We start from the raw sequence: 23,028 nt of genomic DNA on the forward strand, positions 1-23,028 counted from the left end.
CCTCTTTTATGAAAATGCGACACGGACAGTGCCGTACGTTCCGAAATCTGCTTCAAAAGTATCACCTGATTCAAACGTTACCGCTGCCGTAATGGCTCCCGCTAAAATGAATTGTCCTGCTTTTAATGTAATATCATAATCGCTTAACATATTCGCAAGCCACGCAACAGCTTTTGCTGGATTCCCCATTACTGCACTACTTATACCTTTGTCAAATACTTCACCGTTACGCTTTGCAACCAATTCAATTGTCTCCAACCCTTGTAAATCCACTGCTGTACGCATTTTACCAATAACTGCTCCTGCAGAAGATCCATTATCAGCGACAGTATCTTGAAATTGAAATTGCCAATTTTCTATTCGACTATCAATAATCTCAATTGCGGGTGCAATAGCCTCTGTCGCAGCTATAACATCTTGTTCTGACACATTTGGTCCTTTTAAATCTGCTTTTAAGAAAAAGGCTAGTTCGAATTCAACTTTAGGTTGCAAAAATTGTTGAATATTAATCGGTTCTTCTTCGGTGTACACCATCGTATTTAAAATATGACCAAAATCAGGCGTCGTCACCTTAAACATATCTTGCATTACTTTACTTGTTAACCCAATCTTCATGCCCACAACTTCGGCTCCTGCTTCTGTTTTATATTGAATTTGAAGAAGCTGAATACGATAAGCATCGTCAACTGAAATATCAGTTGACGATGTAAATGGGGCAATCGGTTGCTTATTCATTTCAGCTAATCTTAATAATTGTGCTCCTTGCTGAATATCCACCGATGTTTCCCCTCCTTATACTGGCACTGTCTCTAGTGAGCGATATTTCCCTGCATAGAACAATAATGGCTCTCCATCTTGTACACGAATATCGCGAACTTTACCAATAAATAAGGTATGGTCCCCTTCGATATATTCAGTAACTACATCACAACTTACTTGCGCTAGAGCATTTGGTATTACTGGAATATCTGCTAATGTTTCAAAAGTTACTTCACGATCTTCTTTTATTTGTCCTGCAAAAATCATCGACTGTTCCTGCTGATTTGCAGCTAAAATATTGACGGCGAAAATGCCACTTTCTTTGATCCTCGACAGACAACGTGCGTTTCCTCCGATTGAAATTACCACTAATTTCGGATCAAGCGATACGGACATAAATGCATTCGCTGTCATTCCATGTGGCTGTCCTTCATGTAGCGTTGTAATAACTGTCACACCTGTTGCAAATTTCCCCATCGCATCACGGAATAAACGATCTTCCATTTTCCATTCCTCCTAAGCTTTAATTGTTGGATTATTTTCCGTTTTGGAATCCATTTGGTCGCCCCAATAAGTAAACCCAATATCCATTTCATCTAATGTCCAGCGAATCGGCTCCCAATCTGGTTCGAATATTAAGTAACCATTTGTAAAGATTTCAAGACGAACGCCACTACCTGGGTCAATGGCATAAATATACATAGCTTGAGAAATCCCATGTTTTCCAGGTCCTTTAAAGTAAATGCCGTTTTCTTTTAAAATATCTGCTGCGCGCAACAAATCTTGCGCATTATCTAACCAATATGCAATATGATGCACTTCATGTGTAGATGGTGCGTTCGGGTCAAAGCTGACGGCAATATCATGTACAAGTGGAGTTACACTCATCCATGCTCCTAAGTAGCTACCATCTGGAGCTTCAATATATTCACGTAAATTAAAGCCCATTTGTTCTTGTAAAAAGTCGGCAAACTCTTTAGTAGGTAAGGAAGATAATAAATTTACGTGGTCAATACGTCTTGGTGATACCCCACGATTCCATGAGCGATGCGTTTGGTTTTTTAGTACCGACCGCGTTTCAGCTGATGCTAATGTTTTTTCCATTTCAAAGTAAATTTCGAACGTATGCTGACTCGGTGTTTTGAAGCGGAATGCTTTTCCTTGCCCAGCTTCTGTACCTGGTTCAACCCATTCAATTTCCGTACCGTTAGCTTTTAAAGATTCCGCAAATGCATCAACGTCTTCTTTACGCTTTGTACGCCAGGCAATATGATCTAAGCAAGATTCCTCTCCCACACGAATTGATAATGTATGATGTTCAAAATCTCCCCATGCACGTAGGTAGTGAACCCCGTTTACTACTTCTGTTTCTTCTAAACCAATTACTTCTTTAAAGAACCATAATGATTTTACTAGGTCTGTACTCACTAATCCAAAATGTCCTAGTTTTGAAATTTCTGGTTTCATATGCTATACCTCTCCTTTTAACGTTAGTTATCTTGCTTCGATTGTAATATTATTTAACTCTTTATCTTGCACACTATCGCCCCAATATGTGTTTCCTACAGTTAACTGTTCGTCGCGTGTCCACTCAATTGGCTCCCAATCCGGTTCGAATATTAAATAGCCACCTGTGAACAGTTCTACACGACAACCACTTCCTGGATCCATTACATATAAATAAATTGCTTGCGATATCCCATGTTTACCTGGACCAATAAATGGAATACCTTGCTCTCTTAAAATGTCTGCTGCTCGTAAAATATCTTGTGAATTGTCTAACCAATAAGAAAGATGATGTAGACGTGCTTTTGATGGTAAAGCTGACTTTTGTACTAGTGCAACATCATGCACAAGAGATGTTACACTCATCCAGCCAGCTAAAATGCCTTCATCCCCTTTTACATATTCACGCAAGTTAAAGCCTAGTGTATCTAGTAAAAAATCAAATGTATGATTAGCATTTGTCGATGTATGAATGTTCACATGGTCAATACGACGTGGCGATATACCTTTTCTATGTGCTTGATATACTTGGTTTTTTAAAATAGATTTGTATTCTGATGCAGCTTCAGGTTTATCTACATCATAATAAAACTCAAATGTATGACCGCTTGGCAATTGAAAACGAATCGTATTTCCAATACCAGGTGTTGAACCCATTGGAAATTCTTCCACTACTACGTTTGCTTCTTGCAGAAGTTTCTTAAATCCTAAAACACAATCTTTAGTTTTCGTCCTCCACCCAATCCATTTTACATATGAGTCCTCACCTTGTTCGATGCTTAACGTATGGTGCTGGAAGTCACCCCATGCCCGCAAATAATGTACTCCGTCGATTTCTGTTGTTTCTTCTAAACCAATGACTTCTTTAAAAAACTTTAAGGACTGATCCAAGTCTGTACTAACTAATGCTACATGCCCTAATTTTGCAATTTCCGGTTTCCCCATTCTCAACCCTCCGCTAACTAGCTAATGTCTAACTCTCTGAACTTATATTTATCATATAAAAAGAAAGCGGTTTCAGTTAGAGCTCTTTTTATCTATAAATCCATTTTTTTTAAACAATTTTTATTGAATTTCTTTGCATGACAGGCACTACAAATTGTTCAATACCTACACTATGTATAGGAACTTCTAATAAATAGCCTGCCATAGGCTCATTAGTTGTAGCAGCCTGTGATATTGGATCCCTAGCTGTTGTAATATAAAGCATATCTAAATTCTCCCCACCGATGACGCAAGATGTAACATGCGTAACGGGCAATAGAATTTCATCTAAAATTTGCATCGTTGTTGGATTTAAACAAATTATGCGCGTTGGATTTTTACTTTTTTTAGCGATAAGCCCTCCCTGATACAATGCTATCCATAAGTTACCTTGGGCATCAATCGTCATTCCACCTGGAAACCCTTCTAACATTTCAGATGTGTAGACTACGCGTTGAAATTCTAATATACCTTCCTCCAAAAACTTATATTCAAAAATAGATTGTTTAGCTGAATCGATATGAAAGAATGTATTTGTTTCTGTTTGCCAAGCTAAACCATTTGATGATGCAATATTTTCAAGCAATATTTGTATTTCCCCATTTGGGCTAATACGATATAACTTTGAATTATGAAAGGGATAATCGGACATCGCAGTCGGTGCTGTTTCTCTAAACTTTTTAAAAAATCCATCTGATGAACCAACCCATATGTAACCGTCAGGACCACATTTCGCATCATTTAAATAATGCATTGTACTTAATCCAGTAGGGAAGGTGAAAGGCTTTTTGGTCCCCATTTTAAAGTTAATTTTGTATAAACCATCTTTATACACACCGATAAATTCTCCGTCTTCTATTGGCACGATTGCTGCAATAGGACCCATAGCATCATAAACATGTTCTTCTTCGGATGTAGGATAGTATGTAATAATTTTTTGTGCTCTAATATCTAACCATATGACACCGAACTGCTTATGCCAGATAGGATTAACTGCAAAATCAGCTTCATAATGACCACATCTTTTCATCTTTTTACCTCCTAAAAATGTTGATAAGAAAAACCGGGCAATAAACGCCCGGTCCTTCAATAAAAAAGGCGTAGATTGGCCATTGATTTCCGCTCCAAGCGGATGCTTTCTTATCTTTTTAAAAAAAGAGAAAAGTCTTAAACCTTTTCTCTTCACGTTTAGCTATATTTAATTTTTATGCAAAATACGTATTCGGCTCCAGATCGCAAAGAATTCGTCCATGTGTTTCTAGGAGTGAACTCGGTGTTATAAATGCGTGTAAGTGCATCGTTATGAAGTCTCGGTAGAATGCTTGGAATACATTGTTGTTGTATGCAAACACTGAACCCGCTCCAGCAAGCATCAAATCAAAGGATTCTTTACATAATTGATTGGCAAAACCGAATTCAGCTTTCATACGAATACTTTCTTTTTGACTGAATACTTTTCCTTCACGAGAATATCCGTCGAGTTTATTAAGCACATCGATAAACATTAAACGGGCTGCCTCAATTTTCATTTCCGCTTCTGCAATTTGTAAATGCGTAATTGGTGCCTCGCTCATTTTCTGATAGAAGGTATTGCCAATACCCGCCTTCATGACGCGCTCCATATGTAAATCGAACCCACCTAGAGCAAGCCCTAAAGTTGGTGCTACAATGGATAATGTTAGCGATGGAACAAATGGTGTCCGGTATAGCGGCTCATCTTTTAGTTCATCTATAATATAATGACCTTGGACCGCTAAACGATCTAGTGATACCCGATGGTCTGGGATAAATACATTTTCCATCACAATACTATTACTACCTGAACCTTTTAACCCCACTACATCCCAGTCATCTAAAACAGTGACATCTTGACGTGGAACGATGAAAATAGCCATTTCTTGTCCACCTTTACCATCATCAACAGGTGCACCCGAATAAAACCAGTCTGCGTAAGGAGATCCAGATACGAAGGGCCACTGTGCTTTTTTGACTAAGTAGCCTCCCTCGACACGCTCTAAATCGATATGAACTGGTTTGAAGTTTCCAGCTAGAATCACATCTTTATCGCGATTTTCTCCAAAGATTTCAGTTAAGGCTTTTCGACCGAAAGCGTAAGAAACCATATAGTCTCGAATGTTACTTAAAGATACAAACCACCCAGCTGAACCATTCCCACGTGAAATTTCTGTTACCACTTCAAAATAAGTACGCATATCTGTTTGAAAACCACCGAACATTTTTGGTCGTAATACTTTTAATAATCCTTTATCACGAATCATTTGAACAATTTCATCAGGTATTTTACTCGTTTGATCGATTTCTAAAGTCGCATCTCGTAAAACTTTTTGCATTGATCGTGCATTTTCAATCAGCATTTCGCGTACTTCAGTTTGTTGAACTGTTGTTTGTGTCATAAGTGCCACACTCCTTTTTATTGTGCATCATAGAAGATCAAGTAATCAGCCAAATATTTTTAACATGAATATATTAACTTACGCTTTCACAGGTTCTGATTTTAAGGGAACACTTTTTTGAAAGAAATGTTTTGTTGCATGTAAAAACTCTTCACGTTGTTCAATCATTGCCCAGTGACCACATTTTTTAAATACATGCAATTCACAATTTGGTAAGTGATCTAATGCATACAAACTACTTTGTAACGGAACAAAACGATCAAAATACCCATGAATTAAACAAAATTCATTTTGCATACGTTCGAAGGCTGTTTGAGGAATTAACATATCAGTTAAGCTAGATTTAGTGAAATTTTCCCGATATGAACGATAAATTTCTGGGCGTTGGAACATTTCAAAACGCTCTTCTACCACATCATCAACAAAGTCTTTCATACTCTCAATGTCATACACAAACCACGATAATAAGTTGCGTAAGTTTTCTTTTGTAGGATCTAAATGGAAGTTAGCTAACTTCATTAGCTCAACTGTTGGCTCTTTTAATAACACACCGGCACCCATTAATACATTTTTCGGGAATCGCTCTGGGGCTGCCATATTTAAATACATTGCAATTACGCCACCTAGAGAGTTTCCTACTAAATGAGCTTTTTCAATTTTTAATGTATCCATTAAGTCTAAAACTTGTTTTACACGTTTTGACATCCATTGGACGCCATTTTCTGGATATTCAGTTGGATGATCAGTATCTCCAAACCCTAGTAAATCTGGTGCTACAACATGATAATCTTTCGCGTAATCTTCAATCACATGTTGCCAATTCGCTTTTGCTCCAGCTCCTGGCCCTGACCCATGCAATAAAATCACCGTTTCTTTATTTCCTTTACCAGATTCATAGATAAATGTTCCAAAATCCCCTGTTTGTACTTTATGTGCTTCTATAGCCATACAAATTCCCCCTTATTTCACTTGATATTCTGCTTGAACATATTTCGCTGCTTGGCTGCCGGCAATTTTACCGAATACAGAACCTGATGTAAGGCCAGCACCCCCTGGATAATTGTCATAATATATACCACCTACAATTTCACCAGCTGCATATAAGCCTTCGATTGGAGTTGTATCTTCATGTAATACTTGTGCTTTTTTCGTAATGTGTAGACCCCCGTAGGTAAACGTAATGCCGCAACCAATGGCGTATGCTACAAATGGTCCTTCATTAATCGGGAGGGCCCAGTTTGATTTTGGTACTCTTAAGCCTTCTGTACCTTTACCATCTAACATATTCGGATCAAATGGGACATCCATTACCGCTTTGTTGAAGTTTTCTACTTCTGTCAAAAAGCCCTCGTGGTCTACATCACCCATCAGTTCCACAAGTTCTTCTAATGTGTTGGCTACTACCTTTGAGACAGAGCGACCTTCATATTCTTCTCTTAAAAAGCTTTTGCCTTTTGTATCAAACACTTGCCATGCATATTGCCCAGGTTGCTTTAAAATTTCTTTTCCGGTTTTGGCATACGTATAATTCCGGAAATCCTCACCTTCATCGATAAAGCGTTTACCTTCTTTATTTATAAGAATGCCAAAGGGGTAGCTTAATTTTTGAAAGCCTTCTTTGAAATTCGGCAAATACCGATCGCCACCAACTGCATGTGCACCAGACCAATTGCCAATCGTTCTTGCTCCCACATCGATGGCCATTTTTAAACCTGCTCCTGTATTAAACTTGCACCCGCGCGTATGAACGCTGTCCCAACCAGGTCCTAAGTACTTTGTACGCATTTCTACATTCGCATGAAAGCCACCACTTGCAAGTACAACCGATTTACATTGAATATATGCATCTTGTTTTTGCTCACGAATATAAATTCCCTGAATTCGTTTATTCGCTATATCCAACTTAACGCCAGAGGTATTATATAAAATTCGAACACCCAATCGAATTGCCTCCTGATGAAGGGCATCTACTAGCCCTTTTCCTCCACCAACTGCTTCTAATACCATGCCGCCCCAAAATTTGAATATTCCATCTATTTTAAAGGCTTGACGTCCATAAATAGGAATCCATTTCACTTGGTGAGAGGTTAACCACTGCATTACTTTGTAGCTTTCTTTTGCCAAGATATTAGCTAAATCATAGTCTGTTCGATAATTGGAGAGGCGACTCACATCTTCAAAAAATTGCTCTTTTGTATAATCTCCAAAGTCTGTCATTGAAAATTCCTCATCGGTCATCTCTGGCAAAAGTGCTCTAACTTCTTCACCATTGTTATAAGCAAAACGCATTGAACCATGAGTGTATGTGGTGTTGCCACCTTTTTCCGCCTCTGAGGAAATTTCTAAAACTATGACCTCACTCCCTTGTTCCGCAGCAGCAATGGCTGCGCACATGGCTGCATTGCCTGCACCTACTACGACTACATCTGCTGCCCATGCTTGTGACATCAGGACATCTCCTTTTTGAAAGCGCTTTAAGTTTTAAAGTCTTTATATTAACCTATTGAAAAATTGTTGAATTAAATAATTAAATTCATCTTTTTTCTCAATTTGAGTCCAGTGACCACATCGGCTAAAAACATGTAGCTGTGCATTTCCCAAATGTTCTAATAAATAGTAACTGGATTCAATCGAACATACTTTGTCATCTCGACCATGTACCAGTAAAATTGGATGTTGCAGTCTATTTAATGCGACTGTTGGAATCGGTACCGCTGCCGTAGCAAAAATAGAATTATTCGAACGTTTCACTTCTTCTCTCATTGCATTTTCAAATCTTGGCTTCGTCACTTCATCAATGACTCGTTGCATTGCCTCTTTATCATATACAAACCATCCCATAATCTGCTGGAGGCGTTTTTCAGATGGGCTATCATAAAAGTTTTTAGCACGTGCCAGCTCTAAACTTAACTTTGTATTCGGCGTTCCTCCTGGTCCCATTAGTACAATGCGATCAAAGCGCTCTGGATATTCAACAGCTAATTCTAAAGCGATTGAGCACCCTAATGAGTTGCCAACAATATGAACTTTTTCTAATTTGTAATAATCCATAATTTCTATCACTTGTTCCATCCAACAGTCCATCCATGCTTGACGGTTTTTTAACGGTACGTCTGGATGATCGCTTTGGGCAAAACCATATAGGTCTGGAGCTAAACAATGAAACTGTGACCCACAATCATTTAACGCATATTTCCAGTTTGCAATGGAGGTTACTCCTGGTCCTGATCCATGTAAAAATAAAATTGTTTCTGGATGTTGTTGACCTGATTCATTCATCCATGTGGTGTATTTGCCTGTTGTTATTCTTTGTGATTTAACAGTTACTTCTGTCGTTACTTGCATATATATACCTCCCCTTTATGCTTCAATTGTTGGAAGAATGAGCTCATTCCCTGTAATGCTATCTCCCCAAAATGTATTGCCAAGTTTACGCTCTTCTGGTCTCCATACAACTGTTTCCCAGTCCGGCTCAAAGATTAAATAGCCACCTGTAAAGAGTTCTACACGACATCCACTGCCTGGATCAATGACATATAAATAAGTAGCTTGTGAAATACTATGTTTACCTGGCCCGATAAATTGTAGTTTAGATTCTTTTAGAATATCTGCTGCTCGGAAAATATCTCCTACATCATCTAACCAGTATGAAATATGGTGGAATCTTGCGGTGGTTTCTAACTTTTTATGTGTTACCAAAGCGATATCATGAACAAGTTCCGTTACACTCATCCATCCTGCTAGTAATGCACCATCTTCTTCTTGAATGCATTCATTAATGCGGAATCCTAGTTCATCTACAAAAAATGCATACACGCTTTTTGCATCAGCACTTGTATGAATATTGATGTGATCCAAACGTCTAGGTGAAATTCCCTTGGCCCAAGATTTATATGTTTGATTTTTAAGAACCGATTTGCGGGAATCCTCTACTTGAGGACGCTGGATATCATAATATAATTCTATACGATGACCAGATGGTGCAGTAAATCGAATTGCTTCTCCAATACCAGCTGTTGTCCAAGCAGGTACATTTTCTATTTCATAGCCTTTTGCAGATAACTGCTGTTCGAATAATTCCACGTCTTCTTTTCTTTTTGTGCGTAAACCAAAATGTGTCACCTTTCCAGTCTCACCAGGGCTAAGAACTAAACTGTGATGCTCAAAGTCACCCCAAGCGCGAAAATAATAACTATCGCCGATTTTGTTAGTACATTCCAGTCCTATTACTTCTTGAAAAAAGTTAACGGATGTCTCCATATCTGAGGTTTGCAATGACACATAACCTAACTTCGCAATTTTGGGATTCATTCACTAACTAACTCCTTTCTTTCTTTAATGCTATTTTAATAGAAGTAGATTCTTCAAAAGTATGGAAAAAACAGTTGAAAAACAAATCATTCTTCATTGGTTTTTACTTAATAGCGAATTGCATTTGGCTCTAGCCCTACTAATAGTCGACCATAATTTTCACGTGTTATAACAGGAGATAATGAACGATGAGAATGCATCGTCATAAAATCACGAATTAACCGTTGCATTGGACTTTGGTCGTATACAAAACCTGAACCACTAGCAGCAAGTAACTCATCCATCGCTTCTTTTAATAATTCGTTCGCATAACCGATATCTGTTAGCGCTTTCAAACGAAGCTCTTTTGGCATAATTTCTTGCTTATCTGCCCACTCATCCATACTTTTAGCTAAATTCATTAAGTACATTTCAGCTGTTTCCACTTTTATTGTTGCTGTTGCAAATAACGTATGTGTGCTAGCTGCATCTTTAATCATCTTCACGCCCATATGCACAGCTGTACGATAAGGCAATCCCTTTTTAAAGTTCTCAAGCATTTCTTGCACAACCCCTAATGCCGGTAAGCCTAGCGAAAGAATTAATGCTGGGAATAAAGCGGTACTATATAAAGGAATATCGCGTAAATGTGATGATTTGAAATCTCCGTTTAATACATCGAGATAAGACGTCACACGATTTTCTGGTACAAAGACATTTTTCATACGAACAGCATTACTCCCGGTGCCTCTTAAGCCAAGTGTGTACCAATCATCTTCAATTTCGAGTTCGCTAAATGGGACGGTCATTAACAGTTGCTCCAAAATTTCTCCGTTTTCATCTTTTATATACATGCCAAAGTAACCCCATGTAGCATGCAATGATCCTGAACAAAACATCCAGTGACCTTCTTCGATTAAATAGCCCCCATCTACCTTTTGTACTTTGCATTCTCGAGGCTCGTATACCCCTGCAAAGAGAACATCTTCTGGGTCTTGACCGAAGATTTCTTCATGCGCTTGTTCATTAAATGATTCAGCTACCATTAATTCACGAATGGCACATAATGAAGCAATCCATCCCGTAGAAGCACATGCCTTTGAAATCTCAACAATTACCCTTGCATATGTTTCTACACTTAACTGCAAACCACCATATCGTTTGGGACGTAAGATTTTTATGATACCTGTATCTTTCAATTCTTGAATAGTTTCTTCTGGAATACGTCGTAACTCCTCCGTTATTTTTGCACGCCCACGTATTTTTTCTGCTAGTACTTTTGCTTCATCAATAATCGCAAGCTCATTTTTTGTCAGTACATCTGGCATCGTATTCACTCCTATCTTGTAAGATACGTTAAATGTAACGAAACAAAATTTGGAATTGTACAATGAAAATCGTTGAATTTTAAACTTCAATACCAACAAAAAATACTCAAAATACAGAAATAGTTAATTTTCACTCAATTCGCGCTACCCTTTTCTAAATTTTCTGATAAAATACCCTTAATAACACATTTTTCCCTGTAAAGAATTTACGAAAAGAGGCGAACAAATGACTTTACCAACGTTTGACAAAGAGCTGTATACAACATCAAATTCATTTGGCTTATTACGTAAAGAACTTATCGAGCATTTAGGATATGATCATGCAAAAACCTTTTTATTAAGGTATGGATGGAATTTGGGTGTAGCCCATGCAAAAGAAGTAGACCGCATGCAACTTGGGTTACGTGAAAAGTTAGATTCTGCTTCCTCTTATCACCTAAATACCGGACAAATTACGGATTTAGTAACCGAAAGAGTACTACACTTAGATGACCACGATAATATTAAAGAGATTTATGCAAAAGGAGTTTGGATTAATTCATATGAATCTTCAGAACATTTACAGCATTTCGGAGTGAGTGAACAGGTTGCTTGTCACACATTGGCTGGATATGCAAGCGGTTTCACTTCTTATTTAACAAAAAAAGAGATATATATTATTGAAGTAACGTGTCGAGCACGGGGAGATGCGGAATGTGCGTTTGAAATGAAGGCACTAGAGGATTGGGATAAAGAAACACAATCATATGTAATTAAAATGAATCACTCTCGTATGATTGATGAATTAAATACAACTTATGAACAGCTTTATCAAGAAAAGCGCTTAACGGAACTAGTGTCCATATTTCATAACAATTTAACAAAAGGACTTACACAAGGGATGAAATTAGAGCAATTATTAGAAACGATTTACGAAACGCTCGATACGCCTGTTGTTTTGCAAGACTTAAACTTAAAGCCATATCTTACCGCTGGTATTACTTTAGAAGACCTAGATGGCTTATACGAAGATTTTGCTAAGCAAGTTGGGCAAACCCGATCAGGCAAGCTATTGTTGAAGCCGATAGAACCCGAACATCCATTACAAATAGATGGTCAAAAACATACGAGGCTAGTTTGTCCAATTACAGTCCATCATCAAGTCATTGGTTATATATCATTTATTTATCCCACGCAGACAAAGCAATTAGAATTTGAGCGAGACTTCATCCAACGGGCAGCAACCGTTTGCTCCCTTCATTATTTAAATGAGAAATCGAGTTTAGAGGCTATCGAGAATATGAAAGCTTACTTCTTTGAACAGCTATTGCAAAAACAATATACATCAAAATCGAGTATGAATTATCGTAGCTACTTAATGGAAATAGATTTAAGCCAAGAATTTTTTATAGGAAACGTTAAAATCCTCAAAAATAACATGCAGATTAAAGAGCAACAAATTCTTTCAAAAGTCATTCAAACATTTACGATTTATTTGGAAATGCATAAAATACCTATTTTCATTACCTCATTTCAAGATGAAATTATTTTTTTAATGCAAAAACAGCCAAATACAATGGAAATTGCTGAAAGTATAATAAAGCACTTACAGCGTTCCTTCAAAATTTATGATTTTCGGATTGGTATTAGTCGTACCATCCAAGATATTGAAGATATTCCCGAAGCACATCAGCAATCGATTATTGCTTTAAATATAGATAAAAAGCAATCAATTGTCTTATTTGAAAATACTAGTATCATTAGCTCGATTATCAATTCACATAACAAAGCTTCGATTGTTCAATTAGCAAAGCATGAGTTAAAGGCAATTTTAGAGTTAAAAGAAGCAAAAAAAGTTGAGTTTTTAAAAACACTCTATATATTTTTAAAGAATAATGGTAATTTACAGCAGACGATGTTTGATTTAAGTTTATCTATGAGTGGCTTAGTATATCGCATTCAAAAGCTCGAAGATTTATTAAACAAAAATTTACGGAATTCTAAGGATTCTTTCGAATTAATGTTCTGTATTGAAGCATTAGAAATACTAGGCGAGGTTGAAATCGAATAATTTTTTACAACTTACGCTTTTTAAAGGCGTAGGTTTTTTTTGAGAAAATAATGGTATCTCAATAAATTCTTATGAAAGCAAACGTTGTTTTTAAACAAAGTTTATCTATTTATATCAAAATCAAAAATGCTACGATTTTACTAACTTGAAAGAAAGGGGAATGAAATGAAAACGCTTTCTTAACTAGAGATTTTAGAGATATGTACCACTCTCTAAAGTAAGAAGTGTCCATAAAAATAAGTAATCATTGTTCCATTCTATCCATTTCTGATGCTAGACAGTTTTTCGGAAATTACTACTAATAAGAGGAGGTAACATTATTTTTCCAACAAAGAGCAAAGGCTTTTTAAAGTTTCTGATTGTCATTATCGCATTCCAAGATGTAGCAGCAGGTGTAGCAGGATCTATTATGGCGGATTTAATTGAAGCTTTCCCTGAGTATGCACCATCAACTGTTATGTTAATTGCAACTATTCCTGGACTATTTATGATTTTCCCTTCCTTATTTTACGGTAAACTCTCGACTAAGTTCACATCTCGTAGTTTACTATTTGCTGGTTTAATATTCTTTATGATTGGTGGTATTATGCCATTCTTCCTTGATAATTTATTTTTAATTATTCTTTTCCGAGGATTATTAGGACTTGGTGTAGGGATTACATTACCATTATCGATTGATATTATTACTAGGTTCTTCGAGGATCGTGAGCGCGACTTCTTAATTGGATTCGGTACATCCACGATCGCTTGTGTCGGAGCTATTTTCTTCCAACTTGGTGGTGGTATGTTAGCAGACAACTTTGGTTGGCAATATGGTTTCTTAGTTTATTTATTCCCTATTTGGATTTTAGCAATTACGTTTCTTTATTTACCAGAACCAGCAAAGAAAGTTGCAGTTCATGCTTCTTTGAAAGAGACATTATTCACTGCACCTAAAACGGTATATGGTTTTACTATTGGTCAAGTCTTTTTCTCCATGCTAGTTTTTGGATATGTGACAAACATATCTATTCTTATCCAATCAGAAGGATTAGGAAGTGCCACGGAAGCAGGCCTAGCAATATCCTTATTCACTTTTGGGACATTAATTATTGGTATGTTCTTCTCTAGAATTCGTGCACTCATGCCTACCCAAAACGTACCTCTAGCTATTTTATTAACTGCCGGCGGAATACTTGGGTGTTATTTATCAAATAGCTTAACAATGATATTTGTTGCTAGTTTTATTGGTGGAATCGGCCTAGGATTAGCACTTCCAGGAGTTTTTGCACGAATATCCGAATTATCCAATGAGAAAAAAGGCATTTCATTTGTTGGTTTCATAGTAGCTGCACAAGGTCTTGGCGGTTTATTAAGCCCCCTTTTTTACCAGACCATTTTAAATATTACAGGCTTTGAAGGTGGGCGCACTACATTATTGTTTGCTTCACTCGGTTTGACAGGTTTAGCGATTGTATGGTCAATTATTTTAATAATGAGCAATTCAAAGTCACATGCAAAAGATCCCCATGCTCCTGCCCTATAAAAAAACAATACAACTAAAGGGTGTACAAAAAACTAGGAGTTTTATGCTTCTAGTTTTTTTATTACCTTTTATTATTTACATCGTCTCTAAGATATCTCTTTTTAATTTTCAATGACTTTTAGCAGTTTTCCTTGGAAAATTCAGCAGGCTTTTATTGTATTTTTAGAGTCCACTTTCTTCCTATAATGAAACATACTAAATAAAAGGAGGATTCAAAATGGGGACACGTTTATTACGTTTTGAATATGATCGACAAGAACGTTGGGGAATTTATGAAGAAGATTTACGCCTTATAGAGGGAACGTTTCCAACGCTTCGGAGCATATTAACAGATGGACATTCGCAAATTACAAGGGCTAAAACAGAAGGTATTATTATCTCTATGGAAGAAATCACTCTTTTATCACCTATTACACATGACGGGAATATCTATTGCCAGGGAACAAACTATGCTGAACATCGTGAAGAAGCTGGATTTACTCAACAAAAGCCTGCATATAATTTACTATTTATGAAGTCCCCAAGTACATTAAGTGCAGCTAATACAAATATAATATGTCCGCAAGATGTCCAATTGCTTGATTATGAGATTGAATTAGGACTTGTCCTCAAACAAGATATCACAGAAGAAACCAACATTACCACCCAAAATATTGGTGATTATATCGGTGGATTAGTAATTGCAAACGACGTTTCGGCACGCGATATACAAATTGTAGAACAACAATGGTTTAAAGGGAAAAGTTATCGTACATTTTGTCCTACTGGCCCCTACCTGTATTTATTAGAACAAGATGAAATTCACTATCTGAATGATTTAGAGCTAATATTAAGAGTAAATGACGAAGTTCGGCAACATTCCTTTAGCGATCATTTGTTGTTTAAGCCATCTGATACATTAACGGAAATGTCGACTATTTTTGATTTACGTATTGGCGATTTAATATTAACCGGGACACCCGGTGGAGTCTGTTTACGATTAAATAAAGATATACTTGAAAAAATGATTGATATAAATACAACGTACGAAGAAAAAATTAACTACTTTGTAGAAACCCAAAAAGAAAATGGTTATTTACTACCAGGAGATATAATCGAACTTGAAATTAGAAGCCGTGATCATTATATTGACCTCGGTAAACAAAGATCAACAGTTGTTCAAAGTATATCTGTAAATTCCTAAAAAGAATTACTCGATTATGCCTATTTAGGAAATGGAAGTATCGGTTTACATATAAAAAATGCCTTGCTATACTACTAAAACAGTAGCATCGCAAAGCATTTTTACATGAATTATATAAACAAGCTAAGTAATAATACGACTCCTAATCCTACAATAGAGTTGGTGAATAGAAGAAGTCCCCAAGTTCTGAACGTGTCTTTAATAGATAAATTGAAATACTCCTTAAACAACCAGAAGGATGCATCATTTACATGTGTAATAGTGTTACTTCCAGCTGCAGTTGCTAATACCATTAGAACAGGATTAACATCAAAAGTATGAATAAGCGGTCCTACTATACCTGCTGCAGTAATGGCTGAAACAACGCCTGTCCCAGTCGCAATACGCAGAATAGCTGTAATTAACCATGCCATGATTAGTGGCGATACACTAGTATTTTGCATCATTCCAGCGATAAAGTCACCAATACCAGTATCTAGAATGATCTGTTTGAAGGCCCCACCTGCTCCTACTATAAAGACAATCATTGCAATTCCTTCAATAGCTCCAGAGAAGGAACCCATGACTTCTTTCATCGATCTCCCTCTACTTGTACCGAAGACATAAATCGCTACGAGAACAGCTAGAATCATACTAATCTCAGCACTACCAAAGAAATTAATAATTTGAGAGAAAGTGGTCTCTCTATCTACAAAAATATTGATGATGGTTGCGGCAGTAATAATAATTGCTGGTAGTAAAGGCACTAATAAGCTAACAGCAAATCCAGGCATTTCTTCTTCTGAGAATTGTTTTGATTTCTTCAAAAGAGGTGGAACAGGTAAGTCTAAATTACGTAACATTCTTGGTAAAATAATACCAGCACAAATAACGGATGGAACTACAACAACAATTCCTAAAATATAAACCATACCCATATCTGCACCATAAGCATCTACCAGTGCAGTTGGTCCTGGTTGTGGCGGAAAAATACTATGTGCCATCGTTGCTGCAGCTACCATTGTAATCCCTAGTCTTAAATAAGGAATTTTCGCTTCAATAGCAATACTAATTACAAGAGGTGCAAGAATGATAAATGCTACTTCATAAAAAACAGAAATCCCAAATATTGTCCCGACAATTAGTATTGCCCATTCAATATTCTTTACACCGAATTTATTCAGTAAGGTGGAAGCTACACGTTGAGCAGCTCCAGAGTCTACCATTAATTTCCCTAGTACAGCACCCATACCAATTATGATTGCTAAACTTCCAAGTGTACTACCAAATCCAGTTTTTATAGAGATAACAACTGCATCTAATGTTAAACCATTTAAAATACCTACTAATGTAGCTACAATTAATAGAGCCAATACACTATTAAGTTTCACAACTATATTTAGAAATAATAAAAGTGCTACCCCTAATGCTACCCAAATTATTGGAGCGTATTCGATAAACCAATCCATATTCATTTCCCCTAACCCTTTTCAATTTTCATTGAGATGATTTTATAACATGTTTAGAATATCCTTACCTATAATTCTGTTTAACTTAATAGGATTCTCGTGAATTTAAAGTTGCTTTCAAACGATAAACTCCCGTCTCCCCCAAATCTACCTCATGGTTAATTTGATTTAATAATAGTTTCACTGCTTGATTTGCCATTTCTACGGTAGGTTGAGAAATGGTCGAAATAGTAGGAGTGAAAAAGCCTGCGAATGAAACTTCATCAATTCCAATAACTGCTATGTCATCTGGAATCTTCAAATCATGTTCTTTAATATAATTCAATACACCGATTAACACCCGATCATTCCCTGCAATAATCGCATCAGGCGGTGCATTTAATTGGAACAGTTCACCGATTGCTAAATTTAAATTTTTTACATCCGGAGATTTTATATAATCTGGTACTACTGGCATTTGGAAATCCTCTAATGCCTTCTTATAACCTTGTATCCTTTCCACACGAGGACTTATGTTTCGAATGATTGAAGTAGTAATAATAGAAATACGTTTATAGCCCTTATCCACAAGACTTTGTACTGCTAGCTTTGAAGCATCCATATTATCGAGCATTACAGTTGGTATATCCATTTCATCAATCGTTCTATCCATAAATACTAATGGGATATTTTGGTTAATCATTTCTTTGTATAAATCTACGTTACCGCCTGTTGGAAAGATGATAAAACCGTCGACTTGCTTAGCCATTAGCATTTCAATATAATTTCTTTCCTTTTCTGGTTCATCATCTGCGTTACAAACAATAATATGAAAACCCTTTTGGTGAAAATTATTTTCGATTGCGCGTATAATTTGAGTCGAAAATGTATGTAGAATGTTAGCCACAATGACTCCCACCGTAAAAGTCGACTTTTGCTTTAAGCTTCTAGCAACAACATTAGGTCTATAATTTAGCTCTTTAATTGTTTTCTCAATTTTCTTTCGTGTTGTCTCACTCATATACTCATATCGTTTGTTTAAATATTGGGAAACTGTACTTTTAGAAACTTCTGCATGTCTTGCTACATCGGCAATTGTAATGTTTTTCATCTCTTATACTCCTGAGTAAGCCATAAAACCACCATCAACAGCCATCGTTGTGCCAGTGACAAATGACGAATATGATTCATCTACTAAAAATAACAGCGCTCCTAATAGTTCTTCAGGCTTTCCAAATTTTTTCATCGGAGTGGCTGCCATTATTTTTTGTGAGCGAGCTGTATAGTTGCCATTTTCGTCCAGTAATAAATCTTTATTTTGTTCTGTTACAAAAAATCCAGGTGCAATGGAGTTTACACGTAATCCAGCTTCTGCAAAATGAACAGCCATCCACATTGTAAAATTATTTATAGATGCTTTTGCTGCACTATATGCTGGAATTTTCGTTAATGGTGCATATGCGCTCATCGATGAGATATTAATAATGGTCGGAGATTCCGCTTTTAGTAAATCTTTGCCGAAAACTTGGCTAGGTAGAAAAGTACCTGTGAAATTCAAAGAAAAAACATCTGAGAATCCACTTTCATCCAAATCAAAAAAGGATTTACTCGTCGCATCTTCTTCGTATTTTTCAGGGCCAGTAATCGCATCTGAATGGTTACCACCGGCTCCATTTATCAAAATATCAACTCGACCAAATTGCTCCAAGATAGCTTTTTTTGCACGAACAAGAGACTCACGATCTAAGACATCCGTTTCTATGGCAATTGCTACTCCACCTTTGGAAGTAATCTCGTCTACCACCTTTTGACCTTTTGCGGCAGTTCGATTCAAGATGGCAACTTTTACCCCATGACGTACAAGTTCCACTGCCATTCGGGAGCATAACACACCGCCACCACCTGTAATTACAGCAACCCGACCATCTATATTTTCATGAATAGGAATCATTGCGAAACCTCCTTATTTGTTTCAAAAGCATCCCATAACCCTAGTAAATACATGATGCCTAAAGCTCGGTCATATAAGCCATATCCAGGGCGACAGACCTCTCCCCAAATATGTCGACCGTGATCTGGTCTCACATACCCATCATAATTTTGTTTATTTAACTCTTCTACCACACCTTTTATATCGATAGATCCATCGCTCGTATAATGCGAAGTTTCAGTAAAGTTACCGCTTTCATAAATTTTTATATTTCTAATATGTGAAAATGGAGAGCGTGTTGCATATTTTCTAGCCACTTGGACCATATCGTTTTCAGGATTTGCACCCATTGAGCCAGTACACATGGTAAATCCGTTGGAAGATGAATTCGAAATTGCAATTAGTTTCTCATAGCTTGCTTCGCCAGTAATAATACGTGGCAGACCAAAGATTGAATACGGCGGATCATCAGGATGAATAGCCATTTTAATGCCAGCTTCCTCAGCTACTGGTAAAACTTCATTTAAGAAATAAGCAAGATTAGCCCAAAGCTTAGCTTCATCAACTTCCTTGTATGCTTCGAATAATTCCGCAATATGAGCCATTCTTTCTGGTTCCCATCCTGGTAAGGACAAGTCAGAGGATTCACTTACTGTTTTAACTAATTCTTGTGGATCTATATTATCTACTTTTGACTTTTCGAAAAACAATGCAGTTGATCCATCTTCTAGTGGATGGAACATTTCCGTACGAGTCCAGTCGAATATTGGCATGAAATTATAACAAATTACTTTTACACCGTATTCTCCAAGATTTCGAATTGATTGCTTGTAGTTTTCAATATATTGGTCACGCTCTTCGTTCCCTAATTTAATAGATTCATGGACATTCACACTTTCCACTACATCGGTATGAAAACCGTATGAATGTATATAATCGATTTCCTCTTTAATCTCTTCTTTTCCCCATATTTCCCCTGCAGGCTTTTGATGGAGGGCCCATACGATTCCTTTAACACCTGGTATTTGTTTTATATTTTCGAGTGTTACTGTATCATTGCCTCTTCCGTACCAACGAAAAGTCATATTCATGATATACTCTCTCCTCTCAGTTTTTACTAGCATCTATATACTTTTTACTTGCTTCCACAACTGCGTCATATCCACCAACTTTATACGCTTTGTTCAAATCACTTCCAACACCTACTGCAACTGCGCCAGCTGCTAGCCATTCTTGCATATTATTCGCATTAATGCCACCTGTCGGCATTATTTGAACATGTGGAAGAGGACCTTTAACAGATTTAATAAAAGAAGGATCAAAATTGTTAGCCGGGAATAGTTTCAATATATCGCATCCTGACTCTAACGCTTTTACCATCTCACGAATTGTCATACAGCCTGGTAAATATGGAATTGCATATCTATTACAAACGGTTGCCACTTCCTCACTAAAATGTGGACTAACGACAAACTTTGCACCATTTAGGATTGCATGCCGAGCAGTTTCCGCATCAAGTACTGTACCTGCACCTAAAACTGCATCTATTTCTTGAAGTTCTTCAAATGCTTTCTGGACTTGAGGAGTTGTATAAGTTAACTCAATAATTCGAATTCCACCTTCAACTGCTGCCTTTGTTAATTGAACAGCTTCCTCAGCACTATTTCCTCTAATTACTGCAACGACCTTTGACTCTGTAACTTGTGTCAATGTAGAATACTTTGTCATTTTATATTTCCTCCTTATCGCTCAATAACTTTATCGTTTCGTATAAAAGCTAGTACTTCCGATAGTTCCGGAAGCCCTTCATTATCCCCGGAAACCGTAGTCACAAGTGCACCAACTCCATTAGCAAACTTCAGTCGCTCGTTTGGTTCATATTCATGAAGATATGAATAAATATAGCCGGCATCGAAGCCATCTCCCGCTCCAACTGTATCTATTGGCGTCACTTGAAATGCCTCATGTTTATACCAATTATTATTGGTATAAACTCTTGCACCATTCCCACCATCTTTTATGACTAACTCTGAAATCTTGAAGCGCTTTGCACATTCAACTAAGGCCTGTTCTGTTGAATCACCTAAAATCATCTCGATTTCATCTAACCCAGTAAGCAGTATATCTACATAGGGGAAAATATTCATATATGCTGCGGTTGCTTCTTCAATTGTCCATAACTTCAAACGAATATTTGGATCAAATGATACTGGTATATTTTTTTGATTAGCAAGTATCAATAGTTTTTTAGTTATTTCTATATTTTTTTTATCTATTGCCATAAAAACACCAGTTAGATGAACTAAGTCAATCCCATCTAACATTTGTTCTGTAATATCACTAGGTTCCATCGTTAATATTGGGGACTGGTAACGATAATAAAACGTTTTTCCTGATCCATCTTCTCGAATTTCCTTGAAATTCAAGGATGTAGGATAGCCCTCGACCAGCTTAACCTCAGAAACATCAATACCCTCACCACGTGCAAAGTTATATATTACTCGTCCAAATTCGTCCCCACCTAATCGACTCACCCATTTAGAGTTGAGTCCTAAACGGGCACAACCAATCGCAAAGTTTAACTCTGCTCCCCCTACTTTTCTTGAAAATGTCGGTACATATCTCATTGGTCCAGTTACAGATGGATTAAATGTTATTAAAGCATCTCCTAATGTTAGTACACCAAAATCCGTATCCATTGAACCTAACCCCCTATAACAATATATTCTTTTTCATAAATCGGTTTAGTAAATCGGTTTATAATGATTATATATTGAAAGGGTTTTCAATATCAAGTACTATTTACAATTGTTCGTCAATTAATGCTAGGAAATGCTTCAATAATACACGACTCCCTCGTCTATCTATTCGGTTTAGATACTCACTTTTCCAAATGAATATCATAATTTATCATCTAATAAAAAAATACCAACAATCATTCACATTTCTGAATGTTTGTTGGCATTTGTATTTTTTATTGATGCAAGTGATAAATTTACATGAATATATAATATCCAATTATTAATAAAACTCCTAAAACTCCGGAAATACTAAAATATACTAACTTCATCATTAAGCCGGAAAACAGCCATAATAGACAATTTCCGAAGATTAATCCGATTAACACTAAAGGTTCCTCAACAAAATATATGTCCCATACTTTAAAAGATAAACCTAACAGCAAAAGCGCGGAAAATACGAACAGCAGGGGTGCCATTAGAGATTTATTTTTTACTAGTTTAATAGCTATGTATAAAAAAGAAAGAATTGCAACTGCCACAAGAATAATAGGTATAAAAACAGCAGTCGTCATCACAAATAAGCTCGCTAACAAGATTGCAGTCAACAAACCAACTACTACATACAATATAACTTTATAATTTTGGTTTTTTGCTAATACTGCTTTCGACGCATTCTCCGTTTGCTCTTCTTCCTGATTTTCACCTTGAGCGTATAAAGTGAGAAGGAAATCACAATAATGCTCCGGCAGCAGCTTGTTTTTTTTCCAAAATGAAATTTCATTCATTATTATTTGTTTACGCTGAAGTGACATGTTAGTCCTCTTTTCATCTGGTAAACCAGTATTATCAGATTCATAGAATGTTGAAAAAGACATCCGCAGTGGATGTCTT

21 protein-coding genes are annotated in these 23,028 nt (G+C 36.7%); 3 read left to right on the forward strand and 18 right to left on the reverse strand.

The window, feature by feature from the left end:
- Nucleotides 1-6: 6 nt before the first annotated feature.
- From MHI40_RS11200 to MHI40_RS11250, 11 genes are all read right to left on the reverse strand, one after another.
- The gene (locus tag MHI40_RS11200) at nt 7-777 is read right to left on the reverse strand and encodes a 2-keto-4-pentenoate hydratase (protein ID WP_340762708.1); all 771 of its coding nucleotides are present in this window, start codon (nt 775-777) and stop codon (nt 7-9) included.
- Nucleotides 778-792: 15 nt separating this feature from the next.
- Nucleotides 793-1,263, reverse strand: a complete 471-nt coding sequence (locus MHI40_RS11205; protein WP_093538539.1) for a flavin reductase family protein — start codon at nt 1,261-1,263, stop codon at nt 793-795.
- 12 nt (nt 1,264-1,275) lie between these two features.
- Nucleotides 1,276-2,226, reverse strand: coding sequence for a VOC family protein (locus MHI40_RS11210; RefSeq protein WP_340762710.1), 951 nt, complete (start codon nt 2,224-2,226; stop codon nt 1,276-1,278).
- Between the two features lie 27 nt (nt 2,227-2,253).
- Nucleotides 2,254-3,210: a VOC family protein gene (locus MHI40_RS11215; RefSeq protein WP_093538537.1), complete on the reverse strand. Its 957-nt coding sequence runs from the start codon at nt 3,208-3,210 to the stop codon at nt 2,254-2,256.
- A 109-nt stretch (nt 3,211-3,319) separates the two neighbouring features.
- Nucleotides 3,320-4,279 carry an SMP-30/gluconolactonase/LRE family protein gene (locus tag MHI40_RS11220; RefSeq protein ID WP_340762712.1) on the reverse strand — a complete coding sequence of 320 codons (960 nt, stop codon included), beginning with the start codon at nt 4,277-4,279 and terminating at the stop codon, nt 3,320-3,322.
- Nucleotides 4,280-4,454: 175 nt separating this feature from the next.
- Entirely contained in the window at nt 4,455-5,663 is a 1,209-nt protein-coding gene (locus MHI40_RS11225; RefSeq protein ID WP_340762713.1) for an acyl-CoA dehydrogenase family protein, read from the reverse strand.
- Between the two features lie 78 nt (nt 5,664-5,741).
- Nucleotides 5,742-6,611, reverse strand: a complete 870-nt coding sequence (locus MHI40_RS11230) for an alpha/beta fold hydrolase (protein WP_340762714.1) — start codon at nt 6,609-6,611, stop codon at nt 5,742-5,744.
- Nucleotides 6,612-6,623: 12 nt separating this feature from the next.
- A complete protein-coding gene (tcuA, locus tag MHI40_RS11235) occupies nt 6,624-8,111 on the reverse strand; it encodes an FAD-dependent tricarballylate dehydrogenase TcuA (protein ID WP_340762715.1) in 1,488 nt (495 codons plus the stop codon).
- Nucleotides 8,112-8,153: 42 nt separating this feature from the next.
- The gene (locus MHI40_RS11240; RefSeq protein WP_340762717.1) at nt 8,154-9,008 is read right to left on the reverse strand and encodes an alpha/beta fold hydrolase; all 855 of its coding nucleotides are present in this window, start codon (nt 9,006-9,008) and stop codon (nt 8,154-8,156) included.
- Between the two features lie 15 nt (nt 9,009-9,023).
- Nucleotides 9,024-9,974 (reverse strand): VOC family protein, encoded by a 951-nt coding sequence (locus tag MHI40_RS11245; protein WP_340762719.1) that lies wholly within the window; start codon nt 9,972-9,974, stop codon nt 9,024-9,026.
- Between the two features lie 107 nt (nt 9,975-10,081).
- Nucleotides 10,082-11,281 carry an acyl-CoA dehydrogenase family protein gene (locus tag MHI40_RS11250; RefSeq protein WP_340762720.1) on the reverse strand — a complete coding sequence of 400 codons (1,200 nt, stop codon included), beginning with the start codon at nt 11,279-11,281 and terminating at the stop codon, nt 10,082-10,084.
- A 226-nt stretch (nt 11,282-11,507) separates the two neighbouring features.
- Between MHI40_RS11250 and MHI40_RS11255 the strand changes: the two genes are divergently transcribed.
- The 3 genes from MHI40_RS11255 (at nt 11,508) to MHI40_RS11265 (ending at nt 16,039) form a co-directional block, all read left to right on the forward strand.
- Nucleotides 11,508-13,331, forward strand: a complete 1,824-nt coding sequence (locus tag MHI40_RS11255; protein WP_340762722.1) for a V4R domain-containing protein — start codon at nt 11,508-11,510, stop codon at nt 13,329-13,331.
- 367 nt (nt 13,332-13,698) lie between these two features.
- Nucleotides 13,699-14,856, forward strand: a complete 1,158-nt coding sequence (locus MHI40_RS11260; protein WP_340764484.1) for an MFS transporter — start codon at nt 13,699-13,701, stop codon at nt 14,854-14,856.
- 217 nt (nt 14,857-15,073) lie between these two features.
- Nucleotides 15,074-16,039: a fumarylacetoacetate hydrolase family protein gene (locus MHI40_RS11265; protein WP_340762723.1), complete on the forward strand. Its 966-nt coding sequence runs from the start codon at nt 15,074-15,076 to the stop codon at nt 16,037-16,039.
- 110 nt (nt 16,040-16,149) lie between these two features.
- Here MHI40_RS11265 and MHI40_RS11270 read toward each other — a convergent pair whose 3' ends face one another.
- The 7 genes from MHI40_RS11270 to MHI40_RS11300 all read right to left on the reverse strand — a co-directional run bounded on the left by MHI40_RS11270 (nt 16,150) and on the right by MHI40_RS11300 (nt 23,012).
- Nucleotides 16,150-17,487 (reverse strand): gluconate:H+ symporter, encoded by a 1,338-nt coding sequence (locus MHI40_RS11270; RefSeq protein WP_093538526.1) that lies wholly within the window; start codon nt 17,485-17,487, stop codon nt 16,150-16,152.
- 85 nt (nt 17,488-17,572) lie between these two features.
- Nucleotides 17,573-18,577, reverse strand: coding sequence for a LacI family DNA-binding transcriptional regulator (locus MHI40_RS11275; RefSeq protein WP_340762724.1), 1,005 nt, complete (start codon nt 18,575-18,577; stop codon nt 17,573-17,575).
- Nucleotides 18,578-18,580: 3 nt separating this feature from the next.
- The gene (locus MHI40_RS11280) at nt 18,581-19,417 is read right to left on the reverse strand and encodes an SDR family oxidoreductase (protein WP_340762726.1); all 837 of its coding nucleotides are present in this window, start codon (nt 19,415-19,417) and stop codon (nt 18,581-18,583) included.
- A complete protein-coding gene (gene uxuA / locus MHI40_RS11285) occupies nt 19,414-20,487 on the reverse strand; it encodes a mannonate dehydratase (protein ID WP_340762728.1) in 1,074 nt (357 codons plus the stop codon). Before uxuA ends, MHI40_RS11280 begins: the two co-directional genes overlap by 4 nt.
- Before the next feature lie 16 nt (nt 20,488-20,503).
- Nucleotides 20,504-21,124: a bifunctional 2-keto-4-hydroxyglutarate aldolase/2-keto-3-deoxy-6-phosphogluconate aldolase gene (locus MHI40_RS11290; RefSeq protein WP_093538522.1), complete on the reverse strand. Its 621-nt coding sequence runs from the start codon at nt 21,122-21,124 to the stop codon at nt 20,504-20,506.
- 14 nt (nt 21,125-21,138) lie between these two features.
- Entirely contained in the window at nt 21,139-22,095 is a 957-nt protein-coding gene (locus tag MHI40_RS11295) for a sugar kinase (RefSeq protein ID WP_340762729.1), read from the reverse strand.
- Between the two features lie 296 nt (nt 22,096-22,391).
- Nucleotides 22,392-23,012 (reverse strand): hypothetical protein, encoded by a 621-nt coding sequence (locus tag MHI40_RS11300; protein WP_340762731.1) that lies wholly within the window; start codon nt 23,010-23,012, stop codon nt 22,392-22,394.
- Nucleotides 23,013-23,028: the final 16 nt, after the last annotated feature.

The sequence above is a fragment of the Psychrobacillus sp. FSL H8-0510 genome (assembly GCF_038008345.1).
Classification (GTDB): domain Bacteria; phylum Bacillota; class Bacilli; order Bacillales_A; family Planococcaceae; genus Psychrobacillus; species Psychrobacillus psychrotolerans.

What these genes read in the sequence shown, in the direction of transcription:
- MHI40_RS11295 (WP_340762729.1), bottom strand. Translation starts at nt 22,095, where the DNA reads ATGGATACGGATTTTGGTGTACTAACATTAGGAGATGCTTTAATAACA.
- MHI40_RS11250 (WP_340762720.1), bottom strand. Translation starts at nt 11,281, where the DNA reads ATGCCAGATGTACTGACAAAAAATGAGCTTGCGATTATTGATGAAGCA.
- MHI40_RS11240 (WP_340762717.1), bottom strand. Translation starts at nt 9,008, where the DNA reads ATGCAAGTAACGACAGAAGTAACTGTTAAATCACAAAGAATAACAACA.
- MHI40_RS11210 (WP_340762710.1), bottom strand. Translation starts at nt 2,226, where the DNA reads ATGAAACCAGAAATTTCAAAACTAGGACATTTTGGATTAGTGAGTACA.
- MHI40_RS11300 (WP_340762731.1), bottom strand. Translation starts at nt 23,012, where the DNA reads ATGTCTTTTTCAACATTCTATGAATCTGATAATACTGGTTTACCAGAT.
- tcuA (WP_340762715.1), bottom strand. Translation starts at nt 8,111, where the DNA reads ATGTCACAAGCATGGGCAGCAGATGTAGTCGTAGTAGGTGCAGGCAAT.
- MHI40_RS11255 (WP_340762722.1), top strand. Translation starts at nt 11,508, where the DNA reads ATGACTTTACCAACGTTTGACAAAGAGCTGTATACAACATCAAATTCA.
- MHI40_RS11215 (WP_093538537.1), bottom strand. Translation starts at nt 3,210, where the DNA reads ATGGGGAAACCGGAAATTGCAAAATTAGGGCATGTAGCATTAGTTAGT.
- MHI40_RS11280 (WP_340762726.1), bottom strand. Translation starts at nt 19,417, where the DNA reads ATGATTCCTATTCATGAAAATATAGATGGTCGGGTTGCTGTAATTACA.
- MHI40_RS11290 (WP_093538522.1), bottom strand. Translation starts at nt 21,124, where the DNA reads ATGACAAAGTATTCTACATTGACACAAGTTACAGAGTCAAAGGTCGTT.
- MHI40_RS11245 (WP_340762719.1), bottom strand. Translation starts at nt 9,974, where the DNA reads ATGAATCCCAAAATTGCGAAGTTAGGTTATGTGTCATTGCAAACCTCA.
- MHI40_RS11275 (WP_340762724.1), bottom strand. Translation starts at nt 18,577, where the DNA reads ATGAAAAACATTACAATTGCCGATGTAGCAAGACATGCAGAAGTTTCT.
- MHI40_RS11265 (WP_340762723.1), top strand. Translation starts at nt 15,074, where the DNA reads ATGGGGACACGTTTATTACGTTTTGAATATGATCGACAAGAACGTTGG.
- MHI40_RS11220 (WP_340762712.1), bottom strand. Translation starts at nt 4,279, where the DNA reads ATGAAAAGATGTGGTCATTATGAAGCTGATTTTGCAGTTAATCCTATC.
- MHI40_RS11205 (WP_093538539.1), bottom strand. Translation starts at nt 1,263, where the DNA reads ATGGAAGATCGTTTATTCCGTGATGCGATGGGGAAATTTGCAACAGGT.
- MHI40_RS11225 (WP_340762713.1), bottom strand. Translation starts at nt 5,663, where the DNA reads ATGACACAAACAACAGTTCAACAAACTGAAGTACGCGAAATGCTGATT.
- MHI40_RS11270 (WP_093538526.1), bottom strand. Translation starts at nt 17,487, where the DNA reads ATGGATTGGTTTATCGAATACGCTCCAATAATTTGGGTAGCATTAGGG.
- MHI40_RS11230 (WP_340762714.1), bottom strand. Translation starts at nt 6,611, where the DNA reads ATGGCTATAGAAGCACATAAAGTACAAACAGGGGATTTTGGAACATTT.
- uxuA (WP_340762728.1), bottom strand. Translation starts at nt 20,487, where the DNA reads ATGAATATGACTTTTCGTTGGTACGGAAGAGGCAATGATACAGTAACA.